The following is a 5,844-nucleotide window of genomic DNA, read 5'->3' on the forward strand; positions in this document are numbered from 1 at the left end:
TTTTGCATGAGTGCATGAGTAGAAAACGGGTTTCTCCGAGAAACCCGTTTTCTGTGCGTTACTCAACGGATTTAGTATTAAAGGTCGCTCGAGCTTTACTTGAAACCGAATACTGAAAAAACCGCTAGTTATTTCTATAACTAACGGCTTTTTGCCGGGGGAAATTACCCGTATATGGAATTACATAGAGGAACCTAAACCGGCGTAAGCTCCGTAGAAGAAAAGACCAACCACGGCGATAACGCCTAGACCGGCGATGGTGGCGACTAACCACAAAGGAATACGACCTTCTGCGAACATGAATAACACCTCCTAATTGCGATGAGAATAAATCGGGACTAATTAGTTAAAGAAATAGCTGGAAAATAAAATTCCCAAGACAGCAACTAGGAGTAAACCTAGGTAAAGAGAAGTACGATTTAACTCGACGGCTTGCCGATTCGGATTAGGTGTTCTTTCCATAATTGTTCTCCTAGCGTTGAATAAACTGCATTGCCGCAATTGCACCGATAAAGAAGACAGTGGGGACCGCTAAGGTATGAACTGCCAACCAGCGAACGGTGAAAATGGGGTAAGAAATGGGTTGATTGGGATTACCACTAGCCATTGTTTTTATCCTTAATTAAAGTAAACTACTGATTAAACTGCTCGATTTGATTTTTGGCCTCAAAGCGATCATTAATGATCGGTAATTCTTGACGCTCTTGAGTGTAATACTCATCGGGACGGGGAGTGCCAAAAACATCGTAAGCTAAACCGGTACTCACGAATAACCAACCTGCGATAAACAGCATAGGGATGGTGATGCTATGGATAATCCAGTAACGAATACTGGTAACGATATCGCCAAAAGGACGTTCGCCGGTACTACCTGACATGGACGGTTCTCCTCGGAATGATAGGACTTGAAAAATTCAATCTCTATAATAGAGACTTTCTTGACCCTGAGACAAGTTTTAGGCTGGTTCGCTCGGGGGATTATATTTCAGTAAAACCCCATTTTGTCCCAAGACAAAACCCTTGTCGGAATTGATAAAAACAATTCGATAGAGATTGGAGGGGACACTTTCCACCGCGCGATCTTTTTGCCAAGATTGGCCGTTGTCATCACTGACCAACAGATTGCCGCTACCACCAGCAACCCAAATTTCTTCGGGGGTGCGGTAGTTGAGGTCCAAAAGTCCCCAACTGGTGGAAAACTCGGGGAATACCTTATCTTCCCATGTATCGAGATCATTGGGGCTAGTAAATTGTAGTTGACCACCCCGGGCCAGGGCCCACAGTTCTCCTTTTTCACCATAACCGACTTTTTGTAAGCGGCGGGAAGAAAGACGATTGTGGGGTTGCCATTCTGTTGACCCCGGTTCCCAAGTGGAATAAAAGTTACCGCGTGCGGAAACGGCCACGTATTTACCATCATGGGAACGAACAATTGTCCGGGCCACACCCACAGCACCTTCCACTAAAGCTTGCCAAGTTTTGCCCCCGTCTTTGGTGCGGTAGATAGCGCCTAAATCCGTGACCATTTCGGCGGTTTTGTCGTTAAGGGCGATAATTCCGTAGGGGGAACCGGGTAATTTTTCACTTAAGGGGATACGGGACCAGCTGCTGCCCCCGTCTTCGCTATGGAGAAGAATTGAGGGTTTACCGACAATCCAACCCTCTTGGTCGTGGAAACTGACGGCGCTAAAGCTAACTTTTTCTTCGCCAAGGTTGAGGACTTTTTGCTGCCAGCTGTCCCCCCCATCGGTGGTTTCAAAGAGGGTAGATTTGGTTCCCACTAACCAACCGTGCTGCAGGTCGTCGGTAAAGGCGATATCGGCAAAAGTGGAGTCAGTGTCGAGGGTGAGGATTTGCCAAGGACTACTGCTCAGGGATGGCACACTACTACAGCTAAAGCAGAAAAAGGCTACAGCTAGAACTATTACGAATTGTTTCAGTTTTCTCATCAATGGTTCAGAGGTATTGGTCAAGGAATCGGGGCGGATTAAGGTTTTTCCCCGATTGGTTACAGGCTCATAAGAGCCGTTGGATTAAAGATAATGAGTGCTTGAGTTAGTTTAAACCATATAAACTAATAAAGAAAACAAATCCTAGCGCTAAAGCCCCGAAAATCAAAATATTTTTTTGTGCGGGAGTGAGACGGTTGACTCCAAAACCATAGCTAAGATTTTCTTGGAATCCCGAAGGAGCATCTTTAGCTCCAATGTTGATAAATTGGGAACGACGCACACCACACACGGGACAGCGCCACGTTTCTGGCAATTCCTCGAAGGGGGTTCCAGCGGGAGTGTTGGTTTTACTATCTCCCTTGCTGGGGTCGTAAACGTAGCCGCAGGAGCGACATTCGTAGTTGGCAGGGGCCTGGTCGGCTAGGGTTAGTTCTGTTGGGCGATCGCTCATAACTAAGATTAAGGGAATTTTCAACACTCTGTTACAAATTATCCTTGAAAATTGACCCCTCTCACGGGCAAGCCCTGACAGAATAGCCAGTTTTCAAGTCTTAGAAGGATTAGGGAGGCAGCATATCGGCTTAAAAAAAACTAAGACTAATCTATTAGGGCTTAAATGTCTATTAAAACTTTATTAAGTTTATATTTGGGCTATTTACCCTGATTTTGGTACTCAAATTTATTCCGAGAAATTGAGAAATTTCAGGCAGGGAAGAAATTAGGGGTCTGATTTCTCACCTCTAACCGATTATTCTTGACCCAATTGACTAAATCCCCGGCTTAATTTCTTCTTAGAGGCGAGAGTGAAGCTAAATTACTTGTCTTCATATTGAATAAATTTAATCACTTTTAGCGATCGCTTTTATATTTTGGCATAAATGGGCTGCCCCCTCGCCGTTCCCCGTTCCCGAAAACGAAAACTTCGCACCTCACCATTAAGATAACTGCTATAAACCTTATATTATAGGTATATCATCAACCTTAACTAAAAAGAGAGTAAAAATTGTGTTCAACCAGTTTGATTGGAATCCAGCCTACTCAATTGAAACCCTAGAACCAAATACGGTATTTTTTCTATCTGAGCGAGAATCAATCTGTTTTCAAGAGCCGCTTTATTATCGTTTAGTAAGATTAATCGATGGTCAACGTAATCTTTATTAATTTTTTGATATTCTTCAGTTAGAATTTTTACAAAATCAAGAAATCAATCCCAATAATCCTAATTCTTTTGCAGTTATTATTAATTATAGTCTGGCAATTCAAAAAGCGATTTTTCATTTATACAAACGAGGATTTTTATTAGAAAAAAAAGAATTATTTCCATCTAATTTAGCAATTTTATGCCATCATCTTCAGGTTTCTCAATCCCAAGCTTTTGAACGATTACAATCTCTTAAGGTTACGGTTAAAAGCCTAGGCTCAATTCCCCAAGAAGATTTGAGCAATATTTTGAATTCCTTGCAAGTTAAAGTCGCAGATGAAGGAGATTTAACCATTATTTTAACCGATAATTATCTTCATCCCGATTTAGATAGTATTAATCAACAAGCTTTAGCCTCGCACAAGCCTTGGTTATTAGTTAATCCCCTGGGAAATCTAGCATGGATTGGTCCCTTATTTTATCCCGATAAAACTGGTTGTTGGCATTGTTTGGCTCAACGATTACGAGATAATCGTCCCGTGGAGGAATTTATCATTAGACAGAGAGAAAATAAGATTTCTTTAATTTCTCCTTTAGGGTTTTCTTCAGCGACAATACAGACGGTTTTAAATCTGACGGCTATGGAGGTTTTTAAGTGGATTATTCAAGGTAAAAATCAACGTTTAGAAGGAATGCTGATGACTTATGATACTTTAAATTTACAATTTCAAGAGCATATTTTAGTTAAACGGCCGAACTGTCATAGTTGTGGATATTCTCTGAATAAAACACCTTTACCAGTGGTTTTGGGACATCGGAAAAAGGCTTTTACCAGTGATGGGGGACATCGTTTTTGTTCTCCTGAAGAAACCTTAAGAACCTATCAACATCTTATCAGTCCCATTACGGGAATTGTGCGAGAATTAAATAAGATTCAAGGGAATACTTTAGTTCATACTTATGTGGCGAAACATCATTTTCGCAGTGTGTTTGATGATTTAGCCAGTTTACGGCAAAATATTGGAGGGAGAAGTGCGGGAAAAGGCCGTACAGATAGTCAAGCAAAAGCAAGTGGATTTTGTGAAGCTATTGAGCGCTATTCGGGGGTTTTTCAAGGGAATGAAATCAGAGAAAAAGCCAGTTATCAAGCGTTAGGAGATAAAGCTATTCATCCTAACAAATGTATGAATTTTAGTGAAAAACAATATCAACATCGAGAACAATGGAATGCGAATAATCAAGGATGGTTTCAAAAAGTACCTGAACCTTTTGATGAAACTAGAATCATTGATTGGACTCCTGTATGGTCTTTAACTGCTCAAGATTTTAAGTATTTACCGACAGGATATTGTTATTATGGTTATCATCAATCTGAACCCTTAGCTTGTTGGGCAGATTCTAATGGATGCGCCGCAGGAAATACGATAGAAGAAGCGATTTTACAAGGGTTTATGGAGTTAGTGGAACGAGATTGTGTGGCTTTATGGTGGTATAATCAATTAGTTAAACCTTCCGTTGATTTAGAGAGGTTTGAGCAGCCGTATTTTGAGCAATTAAAGCAATATTATGAGGGGTTAAATCGGGAGCTATGGGTGTTAGATATTACCAGCGATTTGAATATCCCTTGTTTTGCTGCTATTAGTCCGAGAAAGGAGCGGGAAGTGGAGGATATTTTATTAGGATATGGGGCGCATTTTGACCCGAAAATTGCTATTAGTCGAGCGTTAACGGAGGTTAATCAAATCTTACCAAATGTGTTATCGTTTAAGGAAGATGGGACAACGATTTATAATCCTTCTGCGGATCCTTTGGCGGTTAAATGGTGGCAAACGGCAAGGTTAAGCAATCAATCTTATTTAGTTCCCGATAGTAAAATAATACCAAAAAAAAGTCATGATTATTTACAATTAGCTAGTGATGATTTATTAGAAGATGTTAAATTATGTCAGCGAATTGTTGAGTCAAAGGGGATGGAAATGTTAGTATTAGATCAGACTCGTACCGATATTGGTTTAAGGGTAGCTAAAGTCATTATCCCCGGAATGCGTCATATGTGGAAGCGTTTAGGGGCAGGAAGATTGTATGATGTTCCTGTTAGCATGGGATGGTTAAAAGAAGCTTTGACGGAAGATGAATTAAATCGGTTTCCCATGTGGATGTAAACTTTTAGGGTTATTATAGTGTTGGGTTTCGTTGCCTCAACCCAACCTATAAGAGCGGCTGTTAGCATGGGATGGTTAACTCTCGTCGTTATTTAGTCCCAGAATCTTAGTTATTCTGGACTTAAACGTACCGTAGGGGCAAACCCCCTGTGGTTGCCCCTGTAGCGCACTAAGCAATACAAGCGCGTAAATCATTAAGAGTAATCATCAACGTCATCGGTTCAAGAGGAGACACATCAAAACCTAAAGCAAAATAAAAATTCTTAGCTTCTTCTGAAATAGCATGAACAATAATTCCCCGAATACCAATGGTATAAGCCGCTTTAACAACCCGTAGCGCACCATCACGAAATAAACCGCGTCCTAAACCTTGACCTTGGTAAGAAGTATCTACTGCCAATCGTGCCAAAATTACCACTGGAATTGGGTTAGGCATATTCCGCCGAAATTTACCATTAGCTGATTAGAACTCTTGCAAATTAATTATATGTTATAATGATGGGTTAACTAATTTTCCCCAAAAAATTAGTTAATCAGTACATTCGTCCTGAATGAAAACTTGAAGTTTAACTTTTAACTCAAAACTCTT

General features: G+C 40.7%; 7 protein-coding genes and 1 pseudogene. 1 reads left to right on the top strand and 7 read right to left on the bottom strand.

The window, feature by feature from the left end; translation table 11 throughout:
• Positions 1–180: 180 nt before the first annotated feature.
• From IQ242_RS14870 to IQ242_RS14895, 6 genes are all read right to left on the bottom strand, one after another.
• Entirely contained in the window at positions 181–300 is a 120-nt protein-coding gene (locus IQ242_RS14870) for a photosystem II reaction center protein J (protein WP_043995402.1), read from the bottom strand.
• A 42-nt stretch (positions 301–342) separates the two neighbouring features.
• On the bottom strand, positions 343–462 hold the full coding sequence (locus tag IQ242_RS14875; RefSeq protein WP_002735805.1) for a photosystem II reaction center protein L: 120 nt from the start codon (positions 460–462) through the stop codon (positions 343–345).
• Between the two features lie 10 nt (positions 463–472).
• The gene (gene psbF, locus IQ242_RS14880; protein WP_002736175.1) at positions 473–607 is read right to left on the bottom strand and encodes a cytochrome b559 subunit beta; all 135 of its coding nucleotides are present in this window, start codon (positions 605–607) and stop codon (positions 473–475) included.
• 25 nt (positions 608–632) lie between these two features.
• A complete protein-coding gene (psbE, locus tag IQ242_RS14885; protein ID WP_002749269.1) occupies positions 633–878 on the bottom strand; it encodes a cytochrome b559 subunit alpha in 246 nt (81 codons plus the stop codon).
• Positions 879–956: 78 nt separating this feature from the next.
• Complete coding sequence (locus tag IQ242_RS14890) at positions 957–1,949, bottom strand: photosynthesis system II assembly factor Ycf48 (protein ID WP_193960492.1); 993 nt, start codon at positions 1,947–1,949, stop codon at positions 957–959.
• A gap of 106 nt (positions 1,950–2,055) precedes the next feature.
• Positions 2,056–2,403, bottom strand: a complete 348-nt coding sequence (locus IQ242_RS14895; protein ID WP_193960493.1) for a rubredoxin — start codon at positions 2,401–2,403, stop codon at positions 2,056–2,058.
• 554 nt (positions 2,404–2,957) lie between these two features.
• Between IQ242_RS14895 and IQ242_RS14900 the strand changes: the two are divergent.
• Positions 2,958–5,255: pseudogene (locus IQ242_RS14900) on the top strand (TOMM precursor leader peptide-binding protein).
• 169 nt (positions 5,256–5,424) lie between these two features.
• Here the strand turns inward: IQ242_RS14900 and IQ242_RS14905 are convergent.
• Positions 5,425–5,691: a GNAT family N-acetyltransferase gene (locus IQ242_RS14905; protein ID WP_228021016.1), complete on the bottom strand. Its 267-nt coding sequence runs from the start codon at positions 5,689–5,691 to the stop codon at positions 5,425–5,427.
• Positions 5,692–5,844: the final 153 nt, after the last annotated feature.

This window comes from Microcystis sp. LEGE 08355 (assembly GCF_015207185.1).
Lineage (GTDB): Bacteria > Cyanobacteriota > Cyanobacteriia > Cyanobacteriales > Microcystaceae > Microcystis > Microcystis panniformis.

Bases quoted from the DNA above. Each gene is read 5' to 3' on its own strand.
- IQ242_RS14895 (WP_193960493.1), bottom strand. From the start codon at position 2,403: ATGAGCGATCGCCCAACAGAACTAACCCTAGCCGACCAGGCCCCTGCC.
- IQ242_RS14875 (WP_002735805.1), bottom strand. From the start codon at position 462: ATGGAAAGAACACCTAATCCGAATCGGCAAGCCGTCGAGTTAAATCGT.
- IQ242_RS14890 (WP_193960492.1), bottom strand. From the start codon at position 1,949: ATGAGAAAACTGAAACAATTCGTAATAGTTCTAGCTGTAGCCTTTTTC.
- psbF (WP_002736175.1), bottom strand. From the start codon at position 607: ATGGCTAGTGGTAATCCCAATCAACCCATTTCTTACCCCATTTTCACC.
- IQ242_RS14905 (WP_228021016.1), bottom strand. From the start codon at position 5,691: ATGCCTAACCCAATTCCAGTGGTAATTTTGGCACGATTGGCAGTAGAT.
- psbE (WP_002749269.1), bottom strand. From the start codon at position 878: ATGTCAGGTAGTACCGGCGAACGTCCTTTTGGCGATATCGTTACCAGT.
- IQ242_RS14870 (WP_043995402.1), bottom strand. From the start codon at position 300: ATGTTCGCAGAAGGTCGTATTCCTTTGTGGTTAGTCGCCACCATCGCC.